This window comes from Rhizobium beringeri (assembly GCF_004306515.1).
Taxonomy (GTDB): Bacteria; Pseudomonadota; Alphaproteobacteria; order Rhizobiales; family Rhizobiaceae; genus Rhizobium; species Rhizobium beringeri.
This window is the reverse complement of record NZ_SILG01000001.1, coordinates 2,308,099-2,328,660: the sequence shown is the minus strand read 5'-3', so window position 1 is coordinate 2,328,660 and position 20,562 is coordinate 2,308,099. Positions and strand designations below refer to the sequence as shown.

24 protein-coding genes and 2 pseudogenes are annotated in these 20,562 nt (G+C 62.8%); 22 read left to right on the top strand and 4 right to left on the bottom strand.

All coding sequences use genetic code 11. From position 1 onward, the window contains the following. The first annotated feature begins 106 nt into the window (after nucleotides 1–106). From ELH03_RS11755 to ELH03_RS11715, 9 genes are all read left to right on the top strand, one after another. Nucleotides 107–763 (top strand): cysteine hydrolase family protein, encoded by a 657-nt coding sequence (locus tag ELH03_RS11755; protein ID WP_128411166.1) that lies wholly within the window; start codon nucleotides 107–109, stop codon nucleotides 761–763. 62 nt (nucleotides 764–825) lie between these two features. Next, nucleotides 826–1,233: a cobalamin biosynthesis protein gene (locus ELH03_RS11750; protein ID WP_128404703.1), complete on the top strand. Its 408-nt coding sequence runs from the start codon at nucleotides 826–828 to the stop codon at nucleotides 1,231–1,233. Nucleotides 1,234–1,394: 161 nt separating this feature from the next. Then, nucleotides 1,395–2,348: a nucleoside hydrolase gene (locus tag ELH03_RS11745; protein ID WP_128404702.1), complete on the top strand. Its 954-nt coding sequence runs from the start codon at nucleotides 1,395–1,397 to the stop codon at nucleotides 2,346–2,348. Between the two features lie 189 nt (nucleotides 2,349–2,537). Beyond that, entirely contained in the window at nucleotides 2,538–3,377 is an 840-nt protein-coding gene (gene cobA, locus ELH03_RS11740; protein WP_128404701.1) for a uroporphyrinogen-III C-methyltransferase, read from the top strand. Next, nucleotides 3,374–4,681, top strand: coding sequence for a cobyrinic acid a,c-diamide synthase CobB (locus ELH03_RS11735; RefSeq protein WP_128411165.1), 1,308 nt, complete (start codon nucleotides 3,374–3,376; stop codon nucleotides 4,679–4,681). The genes cobA and ELH03_RS11735 overlap by 4 nt, the downstream gene beginning before the upstream one ends. After that, nucleotides 4,678–5,763, top strand: coding sequence for a threonine-phosphate decarboxylase (locus ELH03_RS11730; protein ID WP_128411164.1), 1,086 nt, complete (start codon nucleotides 4,678–4,680; stop codon nucleotides 5,761–5,763). Before ELH03_RS11735 ends, ELH03_RS11730 begins: the two co-directional genes overlap by 4 nt. Further along, nucleotides 5,760–6,740, top strand: coding sequence for an adenosylcobinamide-phosphate synthase CbiB (cbiB, locus tag ELH03_RS11725; protein ID WP_128411163.1), 981 nt, complete (start codon nucleotides 5,760–5,762; stop codon nucleotides 6,738–6,740). Before ELH03_RS11730 ends, cbiB begins: the two co-directional genes overlap by 4 nt. An 89-nt stretch (nucleotides 6,741–6,829) precedes the next feature. Beyond that, nucleotides 6,830–7,030 carry an ECs_2282 family putative zinc-binding protein gene (locus ELH03_RS11720; RefSeq protein WP_128404697.1) on the top strand — a complete coding sequence of 67 codons (201 nt, stop codon included), beginning with the start codon at nucleotides 6,830–6,832 and terminating at the stop codon, nucleotides 7,028–7,030. Between the two features lie 145 nt (nucleotides 7,031–7,175). Beyond that, complete coding sequence (locus tag ELH03_RS11715; RefSeq protein ID WP_196767180.1) at nucleotides 7,176–7,607, top strand: L,D-transpeptidase; 432 nt, start codon at nucleotides 7,176–7,178, stop codon at nucleotides 7,605–7,607. 43 nt (nucleotides 7,608–7,650) lie between these two features. Here ELH03_RS11715 and ELH03_RS11710 read toward each other — a convergent pair whose 3' ends face one another. Continuing rightward, nucleotides 7,651–8,373, bottom strand: a complete 723-nt coding sequence (locus ELH03_RS11710; protein ID WP_130658966.1) for a Crp/Fnr family transcriptional regulator — start codon at nucleotides 8,371–8,373, stop codon at nucleotides 7,651–7,653. A 146-nt stretch (nucleotides 8,374–8,519) separates the two neighbouring features. Here ELH03_RS11710 and ELH03_RS11705 point away from each other — a divergent pair, with 146 nt between their 5' ends. The 8 genes from ELH03_RS11705 to ELH03_RS11670 all read left to right on the top strand — a co-directional run bounded on the left by ELH03_RS11705 (nucleotide 8,520) and on the right by ELH03_RS11670 (nucleotide 15,175). Beyond that, on the top strand, nucleotides 8,520–8,753 hold the full coding sequence (locus ELH03_RS11705; protein ID WP_128411161.1) for a hypothetical protein: 234 nt from the start codon (nucleotides 8,520–8,522) through the stop codon (nucleotides 8,751–8,753). A gap of 52 nt (nucleotides 8,754–8,805) precedes the next feature. Then, nucleotides 8,806–9,084, top strand: coding sequence for an acyl carrier protein (locus ELH03_RS11700; RefSeq protein ID WP_003540486.1), 279 nt, complete (start codon nucleotides 8,806–8,808; stop codon nucleotides 9,082–9,084). 117 nt (nucleotides 9,085–9,201) lie between these two features. Continuing rightward, nucleotides 9,202–9,684: a 3-hydroxyacyl-ACP dehydratase FabZ family protein gene (locus tag ELH03_RS11695; protein ID WP_003540474.1), complete on the top strand. Its 483-nt coding sequence runs from the start codon at nucleotides 9,202–9,204 to the stop codon at nucleotides 9,682–9,684. Then, nucleotides 9,681–10,886, top strand: coding sequence for a beta-ketoacyl-ACP synthase (locus tag ELH03_RS11690; RefSeq protein WP_130806681.1), 1,206 nt, complete (start codon nucleotides 9,681–9,683; stop codon nucleotides 10,884–10,886). The genes ELH03_RS11695 and ELH03_RS11690 overlap by 4 nt, the downstream gene beginning before the upstream one ends. Before the next feature lie 12 nt (nucleotides 10,887–10,898). Then, nucleotides 10,899–12,185: a beta-ketoacyl-ACP synthase gene (locus ELH03_RS11685; protein ID WP_003540471.1), complete on the top strand. Its 1,287-nt coding sequence runs from the start codon at nucleotides 10,899–10,901 to the stop codon at nucleotides 12,183–12,185. A 56-nt stretch (nucleotides 12,186–12,241) separates the two neighbouring features. After that, nucleotides 12,242–13,270, top strand: a complete 1,029-nt coding sequence (locus ELH03_RS11680; protein ID WP_027684358.1) for a zinc-binding dehydrogenase — start codon at nucleotides 12,242–12,244, stop codon at nucleotides 13,268–13,270. A 4-nt stretch (nucleotides 13,271–13,274) separates the two neighbouring features. Continuing rightward, entirely contained in the window at nucleotides 13,275–14,210 is a 936-nt protein-coding gene (locus ELH03_RS11675) for a lipid A biosynthesis lauroyl acyltransferase (RefSeq protein WP_130658965.1), read from the top strand. 248 nt (nucleotides 14,211–14,458) lie between these two features. Next, a complete protein-coding gene (locus ELH03_RS11670) occupies nucleotides 14,459–15,175 on the top strand; it encodes a PAS domain-containing protein (protein ID WP_018074610.1) in 717 nt (238 codons plus the stop codon). A gap of 26 nt (nucleotides 15,176–15,201) precedes the next feature. Here the strand turns inward: ELH03_RS11670 and ELH03_RS11665 are convergent, their stop codons facing one another. The 3 genes and pseudogenes from ELH03_RS11665 to ELH03_RS11655 all read right to left on the bottom strand — a co-directional run bounded on the left by ELH03_RS11665 (nucleotide 15,202) and on the right by ELH03_RS11655 (nucleotide 16,824). Further along, the gene (locus tag ELH03_RS11665; RefSeq protein WP_017988602.1) at nucleotides 15,202–15,564 is read right to left on the bottom strand and encodes a VOC family protein; all 363 of its coding nucleotides are present in this window, start codon (nucleotides 15,562–15,564) and stop codon (nucleotides 15,202–15,204) included. Beyond that, nucleotides 15,565–15,963, bottom strand: coding sequence for an SRPBCC family protein (locus tag ELH03_RS11660; RefSeq protein WP_128404692.1), 399 nt, complete (start codon nucleotides 15,961–15,963; stop codon nucleotides 15,565–15,567). 70 nt (nucleotides 15,964–16,033) lie between these two features. Then, a pseudogene (locus ELH03_RS11655) lies at nucleotides 16,034–16,824 on the bottom strand (helix-turn-helix domain-containing protein). A 210-nt stretch (nucleotides 16,825–17,034) separates the two neighbouring features. On the opposite strand from ELH03_RS11655, the gene gnd reads away from it, so the two are divergent. The 5 genes and pseudogenes from gnd (at nucleotide 17,035) to ELH03_RS11630 (ending at nucleotide 20,523) form a co-directional block, all read left to right on the top strand. Beyond that, entirely contained in the window at nucleotides 17,035–18,486 is a 1,452-nt protein-coding gene (gene gnd / locus ELH03_RS11650; RefSeq protein ID WP_197729762.1) for an NADP-dependent phosphogluconate dehydrogenase, read from the top strand. 73 nt (nucleotides 18,487–18,559) lie between these two features. Next, nucleotides 18,560–18,733 (top strand): annotated as a pseudogene (locus ELH03_RS11645) (carbon-nitrogen hydrolase family protein); the annotation flags it as partial. Nucleotides 18,734–18,745: 12 nt separating this feature from the next. Then, a complete protein-coding gene (locus tag ELH03_RS11640; protein ID WP_128404689.1) occupies nucleotides 18,746–19,240 on the top strand; it encodes a GNAT family N-acetyltransferase in 495 nt (164 codons plus the stop codon). A gap of 55 nt (nucleotides 19,241–19,295) precedes the next feature. Then, complete coding sequence (locus tag ELH03_RS11635; protein WP_130658963.1) at nucleotides 19,296–19,805, top strand: GNAT family N-acetyltransferase; 510 nt, start codon at nucleotides 19,296–19,298, stop codon at nucleotides 19,803–19,805. A 100-nt stretch (nucleotides 19,806–19,905) separates the two neighbouring features. Beyond that, nucleotides 19,906–20,523, top strand: coding sequence for a class I SAM-dependent methyltransferase (locus ELH03_RS11630; protein ID WP_128411159.1), 618 nt, complete (start codon nucleotides 19,906–19,908; stop codon nucleotides 20,521–20,523). Nucleotides 20,524–20,562 lie beyond the last annotated feature (39 nt).

Below are 20,562 nucleotides of genomic sequence, written 5' to 3'. Positions count from 1 at the left end.
GAGGTAATCGAACGCGGATCAAATACCGGTCGCGGCTTGGTGATTTGACAGGCGGATGGCTTATTCGGACATTTGCCGCGACCCCTTATCCCCGGAGAATATCATCATGAAAACCAATGCCGTAGCCGCATTCGCCGGCTCTCTTTTGATTGCCGCATTCGTCTCATCCGTCGCTAAGGCGACGATCATCGACGACTGGAGCACGGTGAAGGCGCCGGCTGCTCCTGTTCTGAAACCGGTCGATGTGAAGACGTCGGATACGGCACTTCTGCTTCTCGATTTCAATGGCGCGCAGAACCCGGAGAAGGGGCCGTGCAACACCAAGACCAAGCAGCGCTGCATCGCTTCGCTGCCGAAGGTCGAAAAGCTAATGAAAGAGGCGCGCGCGAGCGGCGTTCCCGTCGTCTACAGCATCACCGGCGGTGCGACCTCGGGTGATATCGCCACGGCGCTGGCGCCGAAGGAGGGCGATCCGGTCGTGCAATCCGGCGCCAACAAGTTCATCAACACCGATCTCGAAAAGATCCTGAAGGACAAGGGCGTCAAAACAGTCATCGTCACGGGCACGGCCTCGGAAGGCGCGGTGCTGAATACGGCCGCCTATGCGGCGTTGAAGGGCATGAACGTCATCCTGCCTGTTGACGGGATGTCCTCCACCAATCCCTATGCCGAGCAGTATGTCGCCTGGCATTTCGCCAACGCGCCCGGCGTTTCGGCCAAGACGACGCTCACTGCGATCGACGAGATCAAGTTCGGCAAGTAAACGCCGAGCCAAAGATGCCGCAGGTCTGTGTCTTGGGTCCGATGCGTGTTAGGGACCAGATCATGAGTGACGTGAAATTCGACGGTCTTCGGCGTCTGGTGCTCGGACTCGGCTGCGAGCGCGGCGCGCCGGTGCACGAGGTGCTGGCGCTCGCTGAATGGGCGTTGCGGGAGGCGGGCGCAGGTGCGGAGGCGCTTGCCGCCATCGCTTCGATCGACAGCCGTAAGAGCGAGCCAGCGGTGCTTGCGGTCGCCGCTCATCTCTCCGTGCCGGCGGTGTTTTTTGCCGCCGCGCGGCTGGAGGAGGAGACGCCGCGGCTGAAGAATCCGTCGGAAATCGTCTTTGCCCGCGTCGGCTGCCATGGCGTCGCCGAGGCGGCAGCGCTGGCCGCAGCGGGCGCCTCGGCCGAGCTTGTCGTCGCCAAGATCAAATCTGCGCATGCGACGGCGGCATTGGCCCGCAGATTTTAGGGCGATCAGCTAAAGTCTGAATCCGTATCAAGATCAATAAAATAGATCATGATGTCGGCTGAAAACTGCTCGCACTTTTCAGCAGCATTCTCTGGCGTTATGGTGGCGCCAATTCGCGGCGCCGTCCGGCAGCCTCCCGGTTCACATCTAGAGGATATCTCATGCACAAGGTCATCTACGACACCGACCCTGGCGTCGACGACGCCATGGCGCTTCTCTTCCTGCATCGTCATCCCGAGATCGACCTTCTCGGTATCACCACGGTTTTCGGCAACGCCTCGGTCGAGACGACGACGCGCAATGCGCTCTTCCTCAAGCGCGAATGGAATATTCCGGCACCCGTTTCAAAAGGCGCCAGCGTCACCATCGATTCCGCGCGCGCCGAGCGGCCGTGGCCGGCCATGGTGCATGGCGAGAACGGCCTCGGTGATATCGACGTGCCCGAGACGATCGACCTGGCGCTCGATCCGCGCCCGGCGCATCGCTTTATCATCGACACGGTGCGCGCCCATCCGGGCGAAGTGCGACTCGTCGCCGTTGGCCGAATGACCAATCTGGCGCTGGCGCTGAAGGAAGACCCCGAGATTGCGACGCTGGCCAAGGACGTCGTCATCATGGGCGGCAATTTCTATGTGCCGGGCAATGTCTCGCCGGTCGCCGAGGCCAATATCCACGGTGATCCCGAGGCCGCCGACATCGTCATGACCGCGCCGTGGAAGGTGGCCGTCATCGGCCTCGATGTCACCGCAATCACCACGATGAGCCGCAGCTATCTCGGTGAAATGGCAGCTAGGGGTGACAAGGCGGTCAAGCAGCTCGACGCACTCTCGCAGTCCTACATCGACTTCTACAAGCATGCGGTCGAGGACGGCATGATGGTGCATGACAGCTGCGCCTGTGTCTATGCCGTGGCGCCGGAGCTGTTCTCGTCGATATCGGGTGCGGTGCGCGTCGTCTGCGGCGGCATTGCCGATGGCCAGACGATCGTCAGGCGAGATGGGCGGCATTTTCCACCTGATGGCGCCTGGGATGGCTTGCCGAGCCAGATCGTCTGCACCGGCATCGAGTCGGAGAGGGTCCTCGACCTCATCCGCAATACGCTGCTTGCAGCCTGACAAGCTTGAAGGCCGGCAGCATCGCGGCCGGTCTTCGGGATATATTGCAATATATTCATTGCGTTGTGCGGGTTCTCCGAGGATTTGAATCCGACACTTCACAAAGTGAGTCGTGGTCATCTCAGCAACTTCAAGTGAGGTGATGGGCGCGGCGTTGACCTTGCCCTTTGCGGGGCCTAGATCAGCAGGATGATCGATGCCGCATTCTCCCATCTTCCGGTGCTTGAGCCGGGCAGCGTCTGGCTCGTCGGCGCCGGTCCCGGCGATCCCGGGCTTTTGACGCTGCTCGCCGCCAAGGGGCTTTCCGAGGCCGACGTCATCGTCCACGATGCGCTGGTCAACGAGGAATGCCTGGCGCTGGCGCGGCCGGAAACGCTGGTGGAATATGCCGGCAAACGCGGCGGCAAGCCTTCGGCGAAGCAGCGCGACATTTCGCTGCGGCTGGTGGAGCTGGCGCGCGCCGGCAAGCGAGTGCTGCGGCTGAAGGGCGGCGATCCCTTCGTCTTCGGCCGCGGCGGCGAAGAGGCGCTGACGCTGGTCGAGCACAACATCCCCTTCCGCATCGTGCCCGGCATCACCGCCGGCATCGGCGGGCTCGCCTATGCCGGCATTCCGGTGACGCATCGCGACATCAACCATGCCGTGACCTTCCTCACCGGCCATGATTCCTCCGGCATCGTGCCCGACAGGATCGACTGGGAGGCGATCGGCCGGGGCTCGCCCGTCATCGTCATGTACATGGCGATGAAGCATATCGCCGAGATCAGCGCCCACCTGATCGCCGCAGGACGGCTGGCGTCGGAACCCGTCGCCTTCGTCTGCAATGCCGCCACCGGCCGGCAGCAGGTGCTGGAGACAACGCTCGGAGAGGCGACCGGGGCCGTTGCCGCCTCCGGCTTGGAGCCGCCGGCAGTGGTCGTCGTCGGTGAGGTGGTCCGGCTCCGAGCTTCGCTCGACTGGCTTGGCGCGCTGGCGGGGCGGCGCCTGCAACCCGATCCGTTCCGCCGATCCGGCAAGGTGAGAGCATGAGCGGCCTCCTGATCGCAGCCCCTTCCTCCGGCGCCGGCAAGACGACGGTGACGCTTGGGCTGCTCCGAGCGCTTCGCCGGCGCGGCATCGCGGTCGCGCCCGGCAAGGCCGGCCCCGACTATATCGATCCCGCCTTCCATGCGGCAGCGAGCGGCACGCTCTGTCTGAATTTCGATCCCTGGGCGATGCGCCCGGAGCTGATCTCGGCCAATGCCGCCCTTCACCGTTCTGGCGACCGCATCCTCGTCATCGAGGCGATGATGGGGCTTTTCGACGGGGCGGCTGACGGAAGGGGGACGGCAGCCGATCTGGCGGCCCAGCTTGGGCTTTCCGTGGTGTTGGTCGTCGATGCCTCGCGCATGTCGCAGTCGGTGGCGGCGCTGGTTACTGGTTTTGCCGGTTTCCGTGCTGATGTCCGCGTCGCCGGCGTCATCCTCAACAAGGTCAGCAGCGACCGGCACGAGGCGATGCTGCGGCAGGCGCTCGAAGCTATCCGCATGCCTGTCATCGCCGTCATCGGCAGCGACAAGGCGCTTTCCCTGCCGGAGCGCCATCTCGGCCTCGTCCAGGCCGGCGAACACGCAACCCTCGACAATTTCATCGACCATGCGGCGGATGCCGTCTCCGAGGAATGTAATTTTGAATTCCTGCTGCGCATCGCCAAGCAGGGGCTCAACCGGCCGTCGGCCGCCAATATCGACCGGTTGCCGCCGTTGGGTGCCCGCATCGCCGTGGCGCGCGATGTCGCCTTTGCGTTTTCCTACGAGCATATGCTGCTCGGCTGGCGCCGCCGGGGTGCTGCGATTTCCTTTTTCTCGCCGCTCGCCGACGAGGCGCCGGCTGGTGATGCCGATGCGATCTATCTGCCCGGTGGTTATCCCGAGCTGCATGCCGGGCGGCTGGCAGAGGCGCAGAATTTCCGCGCCGGCATGCTCGATGCGGCAGCGCGCGACATCCGGATCTATGGCGAATGCGGCGGCTACATGGTGCTTGGCGACGGCCTGATCGATGCAAAGGGGCATCGCCACGAAATGCTCGGCCTGCTGCCCGTCGTCACCACCTATGCCGAGCGAAAGCGTCATCTCGGCTATCGCCGTGTTGTGCCCCTCGACGGCGCCTTTTTTGCGCGGATGATGACGGCCCATGAATTCCACTATTCCAGCGTCGTCTCCGAGGGCGAGGGCAAGCGGCTTTTTCAGGTGCAGGATGCGCTCGGAACCGATCTGGGTGCCGCTGGTCTCAGGCGCGACCAAGTGGCAGGCTCCTACATGCATCTGATCGATCTTGCCGGAGCCGCCGCATGAGCGCACCGATTGTCCACGGCGGCGGCATCACCGCGGCTGCCGCTGCCTTCGGCGGTAGCCCGGAAGATTGGCTCGATCTTTCCACGGGCATCAATCCGTGCCCCGTCGCCCTGCCTGACATTCCGGCAAGGGCCTGGCATCGCCTGCCGGACCGGCATCTCATCGATGAGGCAAGGCGTGCGGCGCGGGATCATTACCGCAGCGGCGAGATCCTGCCGCTGCCGGTGCCAGGTACGCAGTCGGTCATCCAGCTTCTGCCGCGTCTCGTCGAGGCGGGTAGGCTGGTTGGCGGCACGGACGACAGGGTCGCCGTGAGGGACAACAGGGTTGCCGTGACGGACGAGCGGATCGCCGTGACGGACAACAAGGTTGCCGTGGTAACGCCGACCTATGGCGAGTATGCGCGCGCCTTCGCCTCGGCCGGTTTTGCCGTCGATGCGGTCGACGATCTTGCCGCGGTCGGAGCCGGGCATCGGCTGGCTGTCGTCGTCAATCCGAACAATCCTGATGGGCTGGTATGGCCGGCCGAAACGCTGATTGCCCTGCACGACAGGATGAAGGCAGCGGACGGACTTCTTGTCGTCGACGAAGCCTTTGGCGATACCGACCCGGCGCTCAGCCTTGCATCCCGTGCGCCGCAACTTTCCAACCTCATCATCTTCCGCTCCTTCGGCAAGTTCTTCGGGCTTGCCGGCCTGCGGCTCGGTTTTGCGATTGCGCGCAGCGATATTCTCACGCGTTTCGAAGACTGGCTCGGCCCCTGGGCGGTCTCCGGCCCGGCCCTTTCGCTCGCAGCTTCGCTGCTGCGCTCGGACGTTTCTCCGATTCGCGGTCGCATCATTGAACGCTGCGCCGGCCTACATGCGGTGCTGACGGGCGCCGGGTTGCAGATTTCAGGAGGAACGACACTCTTCACCCTTGTCGCCGATGCGAGAGCCGGCGACATTTACACACATCTCTGCCGCCATCATATTCTCGTCCGCAAGTTCGACTATGCGCCGGAGTGGCTGCGTTTCGGGCTGACGCCCGATCCGGCGGCAGACAGGCGGCTTGGCGAAGCCCTTCAGAGATTTGAGCGATGACGATCGACGAAAACCTTCTCGTACTGCTTCTGGCGCTGCTGCTCGACCGAATCGCCGGTGATCCGCAATGGCTGTGGTCGCGGATGCCGCATCCCGTCGTCATGTTCGGCGCGGCGATCTCCTATGCCGACCGGCAGCTCAACCCAGCAAGTCTCACGGGCTCGCAACGCCGAATGAACGGTATCGCCGCCATCCTGGCGCTGCTTCTTTTGGCGGTGGCTGCAGGCTTCGTGTTCAGCCGGTTCTTCGCACTGTTCGGCCTTGTCGGCATCTTGCTGGAGACCGGGCTGGTGGCGATCTTCCTGGCGCAGAAAAGCCTTGCTGATCACGTCGCGGCCGTCGCCGCTGGACTGCGCGACGAGGGCCTTGCCGGCGGGCGGGCCGCCGTTTCCCGAATCGTCGGACGCGATCCCGAGACGCTGGACGAGCCAGCCGTGTGCCGCGCGGCGATCGAAAGCCTTGCCGAGAATTTCTCCGACGGCGTCGTCGCGCCGGCGCTCTGGTATGCCGTCTTCGGCCTGCCGGGGCTCTTCGCCTACAAGATGCTGAACACGGCAGATTCGCTGATCGGCCATAAGTCGGAAAAATACATCGACTTCGGCTGGGCCGCCGCCCGGCTCGACGATGTCGCCAACTGGCCGGCTGCGCGCCTCTCCATCCTGCTGATTGCCGCCGGTGCCTGGATCCGGCGGGGAACAAGCGCCGGCCGTGAGGCGATCCGCGTGGCGATGCGCGACGGGGCCTTGCACCGCTCGCCGAATTCCGGCCGGCCGGAGGCGGCCATGGCGGGTGCGCTGAACGTTCAGCTCGCCGGGCCGCGCATCTATGGCGGCGTCATCGTGCGTGAACCGATGATCAACGACACCGGCCGCGACGTGGCGACATCAGGCGACATCGAGGACGGCGTATCGGTATTCTATGCCAGCTGCATGGTGCTCGCCGGTGTTACGTTCGGGCTGTTTTTGTGTTTTCTGTAGGATTGTGCCGTGCATGCCCCCAGTGGACAGGCCAGGCGCAAACGTTTATTCCGACCGCCTCATATCTCCATCAGACCGGAAGCAGAGCGATGACAGTTCAGGTTGAATTACCGTGCCCGAAGTGCAAGAGCACCAAGATGAAGTTCGAGCGGCCCGAGATCCGGGAGACCGACATCATCACCTGTGCTGCCTGCGGGCATAATCTCGGCACAATGGCCTCGATCCGCGAGAGGATGAACAAGGCCTACCAGGGGCTCAAGAAGCCTTCGGCGGCGCGCAAACTCCAGTGAGCAGGTGCCGCTATCTTCCGGCGCCAGCTGTCGCTTTGGCTCGTTAAAATTGTGATTACCATTCGGATTAAAGCAATATAATAAGTATTGCCGTAGTCTCTCTTCGTGAGGGCGCAATTAAGCTGCGCGAGTTCGAAGAGGGGTTATGATGAAGACGATTTTGGCGGCTGCGGCCGCAAGTTTATTGCTGCAGTTTTCTCCCGTTGCCGCTCAGGCAGCAACGCTGGTCGCCAATATCAGCATCGGCAAGCAGATGATGACCGTTTCCGAGAACGGCTTCGTCAAGTATCGCTGGAAGGTTTCGACCGCGCGCAACGGCTATGTCACGCCGACCGGTTCGTGGAGCGCCAAGTGGCTGTCGCGCGATCACCGCTCCAGGAAATACGACAATGCGCCGATGCCCTTTGCCGTGTTCTTCAACGGCGGTTACGCCGTTCATGCCACCTTCGACCTGAAACGCCTGGGCCGGCCGGCCTCGCATGGCTGCGTTCGCCTGCATCCCGATAATGCGGCGCAGTTCTTCTCGCTGGCGCGACAGGCCGGTCTTGCCAATACCCGCGTAGTGATCACACGCTAATCCCGGATCAGTGCCTGACCCGAAATCGGCAGCTGATCCCAGTTTACGCGCTGATCATCCTCTCCAGCTCATCCATGTCGGGGACGATGATATGCCGGAAATTCTCGATGCGAATGACGCCGCTCTTGCGCAGCCTAGTCATCTGGCGGCTGACGGTTTCGATCGTCAGACCGAGGAAATCGGCGATCTCGGCGCGGGATAGCGGCAGGTCGAAGGCGGTGCTTGTGGCGGTTTGCGGTTCGGCATGGGTGGCGATGAGGTGGAGCAGGCTTGCGACCTTCTCCTCGGCGGTGCGCCGGCCGAGCGTCAGCATCCATTCGCGCGCGGCATCCAGCTCCTTCAGCGCCTGATCGTGCAGGCTGCGCTGCAGTTCCGGCGTTTCCGATATCATGCGGTCGAGCAGGTTGCGGGGGAAGACGCAGATTTCGGCATCGGTCGCAACCTCGGCCGACAGTGAGCTTTCGCGCACGAAAGGTCTGCCGACGAAATCGGGAGCGAATTGCAGGCCGACGATCTGCTGGCGCCCGTCCGGCATCATCTTGCAGAGCTTCACCACCCCGCGCATGATGTTCGAATAGAAAGAGCTTTCCGACCCTTGAGCGATGATCTCGCAGCCAGCATCGACCTTGCGGCGCAGCGAGTGGCGGCCGAGGTCCTTCAACTGACCGCTCGACAGTACGCCGCAGACGACGCCGTGCCGCGCCTGGCAGGAGCGGCAGGCGACGGGGATGCCAACCTCGAGAACCCGACTATGTGCGACGTCCATATCCTGATCCCTTCGAAATCCGCGTGTGCCATGCGTAGCCGGGCATGCTGGGCATAGCCTAGACGATTACGCCGCGATTGCGGGTTCGGCTATCCCGATTTCTTCCAGCGCGGCTTGATGATTATCAATTTTGGCCGGATCGCGATTTGATCCAGATCAAAGTTTGCGTGCCCTGGCTGTTATTGGAAGTGCGGCGTCGAGACGAGGCCGTCCGCGGGTTTGATTCGAACGGCTTTTTCGCCCTCGCTGGCGAGACGGGTTTTCTGCAGCGGCATCGCCTCGCGCCTTGGGTGACGGCAAAGGCCGGCATTCCATTGCTGTTTAGGCAACACCCAGCCGGCAAATTGCCGCAACGCCGGGACGAAAGCATTGGCTTTTGAAATGGATTTGCCTATGAGGGGGTTTAAATCGTCATTTCATGAGGTACAGCGCGTGACCGCTACATTCGATAAAGTTGCCGACATTATTGCAGAAACCAGTGAGATCGACCGCGCGACGATCACGCCGGAGAGCCATACGATCGACGACCTCGGTATCGACAGCCTCGATTTCCTCGACATCGTCTTTGCGATCGACAAGGAATTCGGCATCAAGATCCCGCTCGAAAAGTGGACGCAGGAAGTCAACGAAGGCAAGGTTTCCACCGAAGAATACTTCGTGCTGAAGAACCTCTGCGCCAAGATCGACGAGCTCAAAGCAGCCAAGGCCTGAGCGATATAACAGTCTTTTTTGAACGCCCTGCCGCCCTGAATATGGCGGCCGGGCGATTTTGTTCCTAAGTAGGCGTCACCGGCGGGCGGATCTGGCCTGTCGGGCCGGAGGATCCGAATGCTGCTGGAATATTTCCAGATGATTGACCGCGTCGAAGCGGTGGACCTGAAGAAGGGCACGCTTAAGGCGCGATCCGTCGTGCCGGCGAAGAGCCCTGTCTTCGAGGGTCATTTTCCCGGCATGCCGCTCGTTCCCGGCGTGCTCCTGATCGAGACCATGGCGCAGGCCTCCGGCATGCTGGTGCTTGCCGTCACCAATTTTGCAGCCATGCCCTTCCTGATGACAGTCGACGGCGCCAAGATGCGCACCTTCGTCGAACCGGAAGCCGTGCTCGACATCGAGGCGGTGCTCGAGCATGACGGTTCGGGTTTCGCGGTCACCAAGGCTAAAATCACCAGCGGTGGTAAGAAGGTCTGCGATGCGCAGCTGAAATTGCGCACCATGCCGTTTTCCGAGGTGCCGCTCGGCGATATCGTGAAGAAACGTGCCGGCGAGATCGGGCTTCTCGAAGCGATCGCGGCGCAGGGAGTGATTGGATGAGCAAGGCTGCAAACGACGTCGTCATCTCGGGCATCGGCATAGTCACCTGTCAGGGCGTCGGCAAGGATGCGCATATCGCGCTGCTTTCGGCCGCCAGCACGCCGAAGGCGATCGTCGAGACCGAGAAGTTCAAGCCCTATCCGGTGCATCCACTGCCCGAGATCGACTGGTCGCAGCAGATCGCCAAGCGCGGTGATCAGCGCCAGATGGAGAACTGGCAGCGCATCGGCGTCTTCGCCGCCGGCCTTGCGCTCGATGATGCCGGTTTCAAGGATGATATCGAAGCCTGCGGCACGATGGACATGATCGTGGCGGCCGGCGGCGGCGAGCGCGACATCAATGTCGACACACTGATCGTCGACGAAGCGCTGAAGCGCAATGACCGCGAGCTGCTGCTCAACGAGAAGCTGACGACCGAGCTGAGGCCGACGCTGTTCCTCGCCCAGCTTTCCAACCTGCTCGCCGGCAATATCTCGATCGTGCACAAGGTCACCGGCTCGTCGCGCACCTTCATGGGCGAGGAAGCAGCCGGCATATCCGCCGTCGAGACCGCCTTCTACCGCATCAAATCAGGCGAATCCTCGCATGCGCTGGTCGGCGGCGCCTTCGCGGCCGAACGGCCCGATATGATCCTGCTCACGGAAGCGATCGGCGCCCATGCGCGCGGCAACTGGGTGCCGCTCTGGTCGCGCAAGCCGAGCGACGGCGGCGGCATGATCACCGGTTCGGCAGGCGCCTTCCTGGTGCTCGAATCGCGCAAACACGCCGAAGCCCGCGGCGCCCATATCTATGCTGTCATCGACGCGGTCGAGGGTGACCGCGGCAACCGCAATTCCGGCAATCTCGAAGTCCGGCTGGAGCGGCTTTTGGGGCCGGCTGCCGGGCTTGCCGCCGAAAGCACAGCGATCTTTTCCGGATCGACCGGCATGCATGATTTGGCCGCCCGTGAGCGGGCGGTGCTCGAACATCAATTGCCGGACGTTGCGATCCGTGGCTTCGGCGGCATCACCGGCCATGCGATTGAGACGCAGTTCACGCTGGGTCTGGCGCTTGCGGCGCTTGCCGTCGATGGCAAGGCAAAAGTTCCACCCTTCGATGCCGCCCATGAGGCGCCGATGCGGGCAGGCGCCACCGCCGCCGTCGTGACCACGGTCGGACACCAGCGCGGCGAGGGCGTTGCCGTTCTTTCCGCAGATGCGTGAGGAGTGAGAGATATGACAGCTTCCGCTTATAGAGATCACCTCGGCCGTCCGATCGTGGCTGTTACCGGCATGGGCATCATCACCTCGCTCGGCCAGGGCCTCAGCGACAACTGGGCAGCGCTTTCGTCAGGCACGTCGGGCATCCACGAGATCAACCGCTTCCCGACCGAGGGCCTGTCGACGCGGATCGCCGGCACCGTCGATTTCATCGGCATTCCGGTGCCGAACGCCGTCGAGCGCTCCTATGCCTTTGCCCGCGAAACGACGATCGAGGCGCTGGCCGATGCCGGCCTTTCCGGCGATTTCAACGGCCCGCTATTCCTCGCCGCCCCGCCGATCGAGCCGGAATGGAGCGCGCGCTTCGAGCTTGCCGACCGTTCGCCGGCCTCCGACCATCCGGGTGATGCCTATGAGCGCTTCCTGACGGCGCTGCGCCAGCGTCCGGACCCGGCCTTCCATGAGGCGGCACTGTTCGGCGCGATTTCCGAGCGCCTTGCCGACCGGTTTGGCACGCGCGGCCTGCCCGTGACGCTGTCGACCGCCTGCGCCTCGGGCGTCACGGCGATACAGCTCGGCATCGAGGCAATCCGCCAGGGCCGCACGGATCGCGCGCTGACGGTCGCGACCGACGGATCGCTGAGTGCCGAAGCGCTGATCCGCTTCTCGTTGCTGTCAGCCCTTTCGACGCAGAACGATCCGCCGACCAAGGCTTCCAAGCCATTCAGCAAGGACCGTGACGGCTTCGTCATCGCCGAGGGCGCGGCGACGCTGGTGCTGGAATCGCTGGAATCAGCAGTCGCCCGCGGCGCCAAGGTGCTCGGCATCATGAAGGGCGCCGGCGACAAGGCTGACAGCTTCCACCGCACCCGGTCGTCGCCCGATGGCGGCCCGGCAATCGCGACGATCCGCGCGGCCCTTGCCGATGCCGGCATCGACGAGAGCGGCATCGGCTACATCAATGCGCACGGCACCTCGACGCCGGAGAATGACAAGATGGAGTATGGCGCGATGTCGGCTGTGTTCGGCGATCGGCTCGTCGGCATCCCGGTTTCGTCGAACAAGTCGATGATCGGCCATACGCTGACAGCGGCGGGCGCCGTCGAGGCGGTGTTCTCGCTGCAGACGATGTTGACCGGAACGCTGCCGCCGACCATCAACTATAACAACCCTGATCCGTCGATCGTTCTCGATGTCGTGCCGAACAAGAAGCGGGAAGCACAGGTTTCAGCCGTGCTTTCCAACTCCTTCGGCTTCGGCGGGCAGAATGCCAGCCTTGTCATGGCGCTCGAACCGGCTTAAGCGGTTCCCGACAAATTTTTGAGACGAGATGACGCCTTCAGGCGAGGGATTTTGCCATGCGCGCTTTGCAACTGATCGACGACCGCAAGCTTGAGATCACCGATCTGCCGGAACCGGATGCTCCAGCCGCTGGCGAGGTGACGCTGCGCGTCAAGGCGGTGGCGCTCAACCATATCGACGTCTGGGGCTGGCGTGGCATGGCATTCGCCAAGCGCAAGATGCCGCTGGTCATCGGTGCGGAAGCCTCGGGCGTGGTGGAATCGATCGGCCCGGGCGTTGCCAACGTGCTGCCGGGCCAGCTCGTTTCCATCTACGGCGCGCGCACCTGCGGCCTCTGCCGTCCCTGCCGTGAAGGCCGCGACAATCTCTGCGAACATGTCTCAGGCGTGCACGGCTTCCATCTCGACGGCTTTGCGCAGGAGAAGGTCAACCTGCCGGCGCGCCTGCTGGTGCCGGCTCCTCCCGGCGTCGACGCGATCGGCGCGGCGCTTGCTCCGGTCACTTTCGGCACGGTCGAGCACATGCTGTTCGACAATGCCAAGCTTGAGCCGGGCGAGACCATCCTGGTCCATGCCGGCGGCTCCGGCATCGGCACGGCGGCAATCCAGCTTGCCAAGAAGATCGGCTGCACCGTCATCACCACGGTCGGCTCGGACGACAAGATCGAGAGGGCCAAGGCGCTCGGCGCCGATCACGTCATCAACTACCGCACCGACCGTTTCGAGGGCGTGGTGCGCAAACTCACCAAGAAGAAGGGCGTTGACGTCGTCTTCGAACATGTCGGCAAGGACACCTGGGCGGGCTCGATGCTCTGCATGAAGCGTGGCGGACGCCTCGTCACCTGCGGCTCGACCTCGGGTGTTTCCACAGAGATGAACCTGATGATGCTGTTCCAGCAGCAGCTGAAGCTCTTTGGCTCCTTCGGCTGCCGCATGGAGAACATGGCGAATGCGATGCAGAAGATGGGCCGCGGGCTCGTCCATCCCGTCATCGATACCGAGGTCAGCTTCAGCGATATTGACCGGGCGCTGGAGCGGATGGAATCGCGCCAGATCTTCGGCAAGATCATCCTGAAGATGGATTGACCGCGTGAAGCTGTTCATCACCCGGATCGTTCTGGCGCTCAGGAATTTCCAGCAATGGCTGGTGGCGCAGATGATGTTCGGCTTCCTGAATTTCCTGAAGCTGTTTCCGGCCGATGGCGCGATCCGCTTCGCCGACAGGATGATGCGCCGCCTCGGCCGGTTGACCAGCCGCCACAGACTGATGCTGACCAATCTGCGCAACGCCTTTCCTGAGAAGAGCGAGGCCGAGATCGAGGAGATCGCGCTCGCCAGTTGGGGCAATATGGGCCGGCTTGCTGCGGAATACGTCTTCCTCGACCAGCTGTTCGACTATGATCCCGAAAAGTCGGAGCCGGGCAGGGTGGAGGTGTCGGGCGTCCCGATCTTCCTCGACCTGCGTGACAATCCGCGCCCCTTCATCGTCTTTACCGGCCATACCGCCAATTTCGAGCTGCTGCCGGTGGCGGGCGCCGCCTTCGGGCTCACGGTAACTGTGCTCTTTCGGCCGCCGAATAATCCTTATGTCGCCAAGAAAGTGTTCGACTTCAGGAGCGCGCGCATGGGCAAGCTCGTGCCCTCGCATGCCGGTTCGTCCTTCGCGCTTGCCCGTCAGCTGGAAGCAGGTCAGGGCGTGGGCGTGCTGGTCGACCAGAAATTCCGCAAGGGGCTGAAGGGTACCTTCTTCGGCCGCGACGTGAAGACCAATCCACTGCTGCCGAAGCTGGTGCGCCAGTTCGACTGCGAAGTCTATCCGGCGCGCTGCATCCGACTGCCGGGAAATCGCTACCGGCTGGAAATCGAGCCGCGGCTGGACATGCCGCGCGACGCCAATGGCAATCTCGACCTGCCGGCGGCCGCCCAGCTGCTCAACGACAAGGTGGAAAGCTGGGTGCGGGAATATCCGGAACAGTGGCTCTGGTATCACGACCGCTGGCAGATTAAGCAGACGCTCGCGCCTTAGATCAGGATGAGTTAGAGCACAATGTCGCCCGAAAACCGCTCACACTTTCGGCATCATGCTCCAAAAACGTCCACCCTCATTTATCAGCGGTGAAAAGCGGCAGGTGTTCTCGGATTGAAACTGAGGGCACTTCATGTTACCCGTCACCACCAAGGCGCGAATAATGTCTACCGGAAGGCGCATTTTTGGGAAATGCAGCCGTGTGAGGTTTCGGACTCGTCTCTTGGTACAATGGGAGTGGAGGCGTCTTGCTGGAGCTTTTTCGAGCTTTTTCCTTGCGTTGCGTGCAAATCGAGGAAGCCATACGCCTGGGCGACGACCAGCGCGTCACGGCGCTCGACCGCCATGTCGAGCCGCTGGTCGAGGCAATCCTCGCCTGCCGGGCAGTCAATCTGCTCGAAGTCTACATGCAGCTGCAGTTTGTGAGCCACCTGATCAGCCAGGATGCCGACGACAGCGCCAGCGTCACGGAGCACACGTCGGTGCTTTCCTACCTGCTCGACCGCTATTTCGGGGCACATGGGCCGGACTGGCGCGTGCCTTCGCCGCAGGATGTGCGCATCGAGCCGCCGCCGGCCTATGTGCCTGATACCGACAATGGCCAGTTCCTCAACGCGGTAATCCTTGAAAGCCTGCCGGATCGCGTGGCGGTGCTGACAAGGGACTATCGCTACCTCTATTCCAATCCAGCCAACAGCGCCCATCTCAACAGGAAGCCGATGGAGCTCATCGGCCGCCACCTTTCCGAATTCATCGGCGAGGAGCGGTTCGCCGAATGCGCCAAGCATAAGCTCGACGCCTGTTTTGCCGGCGAACAGATCGACTATTCCTATGAGCGCTCGGCCGGCAGCGGCAAATCGCGGCAGGTGCGCTGTCGCATGTCGCCGCTGCGCGATGCGGGCGGTACCGTGATCGGCGCCCTGCTCGTCATGGAAGATCTCGATCGGCTGTCGCAGGCTGCCTGATCAATCGGCTGCCTTGGGTAGTCTGGCTAAGCAGCCGCCCAGACGGCGAGCTCGTAACCATCGCGGTCGAGGAAGTGGAAGCGACGGCCGCCGGGAAAATCGGTGATTGGCCGGCAGATCGTGCCGCCGGCTCTTTCGACTGAGGTCAGCACGTCTTCCAGATCACTGGCATAGACGACGACCAGCGGGCCACCGCCCGGCCGCACCGGTCCGAAGTCGGTAAAGCCGCCCTTCAGCCGGCCATCGTCGAATTCGCAATAATTGGGGCCGTAATCGGTGAAGCGCCAGCCGAAGGCCGAGCCGTAAAAGGCTTTAGCGGCGGCAATGTCGGCGACGTTGAATTCGACATAGTCGATGCGGCGGTCGTGGTTTTCTGTCTTCTCGGCCATCTATCTCTCCATCAGGGCTTTCAGCATGGCGAGATCCTTCTCGACATGGGCTGCATCGGCGGAAAACTGTGTGTCGGTCATGTTGGGCAGACGCAGCAGCGTGAACATGACCTCGCAGCCATCGCCGTTCGGCACGATGCGCAGGGCATTATAAACCCTGAGGCCGGATTCGATCGTCACCGTATGGTCGATCACGCCGAATTCATTGGCAGGAACGAAGCTCACCTTGACGCTGCCGAGAGCGCCGTGGGCGATCCAGTCGGCGCCGTGAGGCTCTAAGCCGGTCGCAAGGCCGGAGGCCCAGAGCGGCATGTTCTCCGGCTTGCCGGCGAAGTCATAGACGTCGCGCCAGTCGCGCTCTATCGACAGGTGGATGATTTTCGCGGGCATTGTCGACATGGCTTGCAGGTCCCCGGCATTTGGTTTCGTCAGAATAACAGACCGGCCAGCAGCGTCTTGAACAAAACGGTCAATCGGCTCTTTGCCGTATGCTGAACTGGTCGAGAATGACGGCAGGCGTCAGCGTCGAGAGCTCGCCGACCTCGCGTGTCATGTGGGGCTGGTCGGCAAAGCCCGCTTCGAGCGCAAGACGGGCAGCGGCATCGCGCCCGACCTGCGGCAGAGGTCGAGGAAACGCTGGAACCGGCGAATCCGTTCCAGCGTCTTTGAGCCGTGGCCGAAATGGTGGTGGCAGCGGCGGCGCAGCTGCCGTTCACTCATGCCGAGGTGGTCGAGCAGACCGGACGCCGGGCGAGCGTTGTCGGCGGCGGCGAAGATCATGGCGGCGTCGCGGGCGGGCTCCTCCTCATCGCGCGCGGTCTCTTCGAGCAGGCGGCTAAACAGCGCCGTGGCGGCCAAGGGGTCGGGACAATCCGCAAGCCGCGCTTCGAATTCGGCCGTGTCCTTCCGGCCGATGTCAGCGAGGGGCACCGAGCAGCCGACCAGTGCCGAGAGCGGCGTCTTCAGCCAGGGTGCTGCGGCGCCGGGCGCAAAACGTGCGCCGATGACAGTCGCGCCCGGCCGGATGACGGGAAACGCCGCTGTCCGGTCAGGGCCGGCGACGACCAGCCGACCGTCGATCCAGAGCAGGTCGCAATAACCGTCCGGCACGATCGCCACCGTTGCCGGCGGTCCGTCATGCAGCGCATGCGACCAGAGGCGGCTGAAATGGCGTCGCAGCGCCGGCGGCGGCACAGACTCGCGGTAGCGGCCGGCGCGGGCCGCCAGGAGAGCCGTATCTTTTCGTCTTCCCGATGCCAATGCGATATCTCCCGGGGCACTGATGATAACATGAGATAGGGCAATACGGGCAGGATGCTCGAAAAACTTGCGGCTTCGGATTAAGCGGCAGCCTGTGGGTTGTCGGACAAGCGGCGATATTGCAAGCTTCATTTCATTGGCTTTTGCGAACCGATTAGACCCTTGCGAGACTTGCCGTTTGACCGAGACAGTGCCACAACACCGGTCCAAATGACACATCGGAGGTTTGTCGTGGAAAAGGCAGAAATCGGACTGATCGGCCTTGCGGTCATGGGCTCCAACCTGGCGCTCAACATCGCGGAGAAAGGCAATAAAATCGCGGTGTTCAACCGCACGCCGGAGAAAACCGACGAATTCTACGAAAGCGCCGGCGATCTGAAGAAGCAGATTGTTCCCTGCAAGACGATCGAAGAGTTCGTCGATGCGATCCGGCCGCCGCGTCCGATCATCATCATGATCAAGGCGGGCGAGCCCGTCGACCAGCAGATGGAGCTGCTGCGCCCGCATCTCTCCAAGGGCGACATCATGATCGATGCCGGTAACGCCAATTTCCGCGACACCGTCGCCCGCTTCGACCGGCTGAAGAATACCGATCTGACCTTCATCGGCATGGGTGTTTCCGGCGGCGAAGAAGGTGCGCGCCATGGCCCGTCGATCATGGTCGGCGGCACCGAAGAGTCCTGGAAGCGCGTCGAGAAGGTGCTGACATCGATTGCCGCCCGCTACAATGACGAGCCCTGCGTCGCCTGGCTCGGCAATGACGGTGCCGGCCATTTCGTCAAGACCATCCATAACGGCATCGAATATGCCGACATGCAGATGATCGCCGAAATTTACGGCATCCTGCGCGACGGCCTTGGCAAGAGCGCCTCCGAAATCTCCGGCATCTTCGGCGAATGGAACAAGGGCCGGCTGAACTCCTACCTGATCGAAATCTCCGAGAAGGTGCTTGCGGCCACCGATCCGGTTTCCGGCGGGCCGATGGTCGACATGATCCTCGACAAGGCCGGCCAGAAGGGCACCGGCAAGTGGTCGGCGATCGAGGCGCAGAACATGGGTATTCCGGCAACGGCGATCGAAGCCGCAGTCGCCGCCCGCAGCCTCTCTTCGATGAAGTCGCAGCGCGAAGCCGCCGAAAAGATCTTCGGCACGCAGGCTGTGTCCTTCCCGATCGCATACGGCCCCGAGCTGAACAAGGATCTCGAACTGGCGCTGTTTGCCGCCAAGATCGGCGCCTATGCGCAGGGCTTCGCGGTGATGGCGGAAGCATCGCGCGAGTTCAACTGGTCGCTGCCGATGCCGACGATTGCCAGGATCTGGCGTGCCGGCTGCATCATCCGCTCGCAGTTCCTCGACGAGATCACCTCGGCCTTCACCAAGGCACCTGACGCTGCCAACCTGATCGTCACGCCTGCCTTCTCCGACATGGTCAAGGAATCGATCCCGGCACTTCGCCGCGTCGTCGGCGCTGCCATTTCGGCCGGCTTGCCGGTTCCGGCACTGACCTCGGCACTGACCTATTTCGACGCCTACCGCCAGGGCAGGGGAACGGCAAACCTCATCCAGGCGCAGCGCGACTTCTTCGGCGCCCACGGTTTCGACCGCCTGGACGGCAAGGATTTCCACCACGGCCCCTGGGGCAGCGGTGCGTCGACCTTCTGAGAAGAGATCGAGGAAAAGCCCGGCCGCCGCGCCGGGCTTTTTCGTGGTTGCGTCGCTCAGGCTCCCTATTGCCGGCCTGTGGCTGATCTCGTCCGACGTGACAGGCGAGCGCGACGGGCGCATCGCCTGGGGGCCGACGGCGGTGCTGAACCCGGAAGGGCAGGTCGTGGCGCAGCTGCCTCTGGAGGAGCCCGGCTTGCTGGTCTTCGACTTTCCTTGCATAGAACCTGTGAGCTATCGCGATTGAGGATTGATAGAGATGCTTATCCGAGACGAAACGCCGGAGGATATCGACGCGATCCATGATCTGACCTGGACCGCCTTCAAGCCGATGCCTTACAGCGACGGGACGGAAGCGGAGATTGTCCGAAGACTTCGTGAAAACGGCGATCTAACGATATCGCTGGTCGCTGGGCAGGACGGCGAGATCCTGGGGCATGTCGCGTTTTCACCTGTCACCATCGACGGCGCGCATGATGGCTGGTTCGGGCTGGGGCCGATATCGGTGAAGCCGGAGAGACAGCGGCAGGGGATCGGCAAGGCCCTGATTGCCAGGGGACTTGAACTGCTGAACGAGATGGGTGCCAGCGGATGTGCCCTGATCGGCAATCCCGACATCTATAGCCGTGTCGGTTTCAGCAGTGACGGGCAACTGAAGTACCTCGACCTCGATACGCGGCTCGTGCAGCGGATTGTTTTTCGCGGATCCCCGCCAAGCGGGACGTTGCAATTCGCCCCGGCATTTGAAAGCTAGGATATTCCGTTCAACGGCCGAGCTTCAAAACCAAACTGACAGAGAAGGCGGCGACATGTCCGAAACGGGCGCGATGACCATCCGAACCAAGCGTCTCAGGCTCCGCATGCCAGATATCGACGATTTCGCCGCCTATGCGCAGCTGATGGCGTCGCCGAGATCGGTCGGAATGGGCGGCCCGTTCGATCTGCGCGCGGCGTGGGGGATGTTCTGTCACGACGTCGCTCTCTGGCAGCTTTTCGGGCACGGAGCGCTGATGATCGAGTTCAGCGAAACCGGCGAATGCGTCGGTCAGGTGGGGATCAATCACGGACCGCTCTTTCCTGAGAAGGAGCTCGGCTGGTTCGTCTATGAGGAATATGAGGGCAAGAGCTATGCCACCGAAGCGGCGCTGGCGCTGCGCGACTGGGCCTTTGCGACGCTCAAGCTGCCATCGCTCGTCAGCTATATCGCTCCTGGCAATGCTGCTTCCGTTGCCGTTGCGGAACGGCTGGGCGCGCGCCTCGATCTCACAGCACCCCGAGATGACCCTAAGGATCTGGTCTATCGTCACTTCGCTTCCTGAACGGAGAACATTGAGGCGCACTGCGACTGGTTGCGGACGTCTCTGTCCCTACATGTCGATCAGTTAAGATGTCGGGCTCCGCAAGAGATGGGGATATCGGATGACAAGCGGGAAACGGGAACACTGGGACGAGGTCTACCGCACGAAATCTGCCGACAGTGTCAGCTGGTATCAGCCGACGCCCGGGCCTTCCTTGCGGGCGCTTGACGAGCTGCAACTGCCGGTCACGGCCTCGCTGATCGATGTGGGCGGCGGCGCATCAAACCTTGTCGACCGTCTTGTTGAGCGCGGGTGGTCCAACCTCACCGTCCTCGACATCGCCGCGCCGGCGCTCGAGGTCGCCAAGGCGCGGCTGCGGGATGAAGCCGGCCGGATCGCCTGGGTGGTTGCCGACGTCGCGGCATGGCAACCCGACCGCCATTACGATGTGTGGCACGACCGCGCCGTCTTTCACTTCCTCACCGAGCCCGAGCAGCGGCTGGGCTATCGACGCGCGCTCGAAACCGGCACGGTGGCGGGCAGCGTCTTGATCATAGCGACCTTTGCGCCGGACGGGCCGGAACGGTGCAGCGGCCTGCCGGTCCAGCGTTACGACGCGTTAGCGCTTGCGACCGAATTCTCGTCCACCTTCGCGCTTCAGCGCGAGTGGCGCGAGGAGCACGCAACACCCGCTGGTGGCCGGCAGTCGTTCCAGTGGTGCGTCTTTCGCAGGCGCTGAGGCCTCTGAGACGGCGGCCGAGAAGCACACGACCCTTAT

Coding starts and splice junctions, on each gene's coding strand:
- ELH03_RS11685 (WP_003540471.1), top strand. CDS start 10,899: ATGACAGCTTCCGCTTATAGAGATCACCTCGGCCGTCCGATCGTGGCT.
- ELH03_RS11735 (WP_128411165.1), top strand. CDS start 3,374: ATGAGCGGCCTCCTGATCGCAGCCCCTTCCTCCGGCGCCGGCAAGACG.
- gnd (WP_197729762.1), top strand. CDS start 17,035: ATGACACATCGGAGGTTTGTCGTGGAAAAGGCAGAAATCGGACTGATC.
- ELH03_RS11690 (WP_130806681.1), top strand. CDS start 9,681: ATGAGCAAGGCTGCAAACGACGTCGTCATCTCGGGCATCGGCATAGTC.
- ELH03_RS11720 (WP_128404697.1), top strand. CDS start 6,830: ATGACAGTTCAGGTTGAATTACCGTGCCCGAAGTGCAAGAGCACCAAG.
- ELH03_RS11730 (WP_128411164.1), top strand. CDS start 4,678: ATGAGCGCACCGATTGTCCACGGCGGCGGCATCACCGCGGCTGCCGCT.
- cobA (WP_128404701.1), top strand. CDS start 2,538: ATGATCGATGCCGCATTCTCCCATCTTCCGGTGCTTGAGCCGGGCAGC.
- ELH03_RS11640 (WP_128404689.1), top strand. CDS start 18,746: ATGCTTATCCGAGACGAAACGCCGGAGGATATCGACGCGATCCATGAT.
- ELH03_RS11710 (WP_130658966.1), bottom strand. CDS start 8,373: ATGGACGTCGCACATAGTCGGGTTCTCGAGGTTGGCATCCCCGTCGCC.
- ELH03_RS11665 (WP_017988602.1), bottom strand. CDS start 15,564: ATGGCCGAGAAGACAGAAAACCACGACCGCCGCATCGACTATGTCGAA.
- ELH03_RS11755 (WP_128411166.1), top strand. CDS start 107: ATGAAAACCAATGCCGTAGCCGCATTCGCCGGCTCTCTTTTGATTGCC.
- ELH03_RS11715 (WP_196767180.1), top strand. CDS start 7,176: ATGATGAAGACGATTTTGGCGGCTGCGGCCGCAAGTTTATTGCTGCAG.
- cbiB (WP_128411163.1), top strand. CDS start 5,760: ATGACGATCGACGAAAACCTTCTCGTACTGCTTCTGGCGCTGCTGCTC.
- ELH03_RS11660 (WP_128404692.1), bottom strand. CDS start 15,963: ATGTCGACAATGCCCGCGAAAATCATCCACCTGTCGATAGAGCGCGAC.
- ELH03_RS11630 (WP_128411159.1), top strand. CDS start 19,906: ATGACAAGCGGGAAACGGGAACACTGGGACGAGGTCTACCGCACGAAA.
- ELH03_RS11745 (WP_128404702.1), top strand. CDS start 1,395: ATGCACAAGGTCATCTACGACACCGACCCTGGCGTCGACGACGCCATG.
- ELH03_RS11635 (WP_130658963.1), top strand. CDS start 19,296: ATGTCCGAAACGGGCGCGATGACCATCCGAACCAAGCGTCTCAGGCTC.
- ELH03_RS11680 (WP_027684358.1), top strand. CDS start 12,242: ATGCGCGCTTTGCAACTGATCGACGACCGCAAGCTTGAGATCACCGAT.
- ELH03_RS11750 (WP_128404703.1), top strand. CDS start 826: ATGAGTGACGTGAAATTCGACGGTCTTCGGCGTCTGGTGCTCGGACTC.
- ELH03_RS11695 (WP_003540474.1), top strand. CDS start 9,202: ATGCTGCTGGAATATTTCCAGATGATTGACCGCGTCGAAGCGGTGGAC.